Raw genomic sequence first — 255 nt, 5'->3', positions numbered from 1 at the left:
AGTATCCCGCCTGGCTGGTCGAGCAAGCCTGCGATCACGCCCTGCGTCATCACCTCTATCGATACCGGCAGCTACGCGCCGTCGTCGAGCGGCTGTTCGAACAGGCACTTGAGCGCCTCGACCGGGCACCGCAACTGGCCTTGCCGCTCACGCAGGAGCATCCCCTGATCCGCCCGGGTAACGAATACGGCGAGTTCTTCAACGTCGGCGCGCAGCACAGCGCCAGCTCTCAACCTCCCACAACAGGAGAAACTG

At 63.9% G+C, this 255-nt stretch carries 1 pseudogene; it reads left to right on the top strand.

From position 1 onward, the window contains the following. Window positions 1-255, top strand: a pseudogene (locus AB3X86_RS38495) (IS21 family transposase); the annotation flags it as partial.

This window comes from Paraburkholderia sp. BR14374, assembly GCF_040948685.1.
GTDB lineage: Bacteria > Pseudomonadota > Gammaproteobacteria > Burkholderiales > Burkholderiaceae > Paraburkholderia > Paraburkholderia youngii.
Note: the sequence above shows the minus strand (reverse complement) of the source record. Positions and strands in the feature narration are given on the sequence as shown.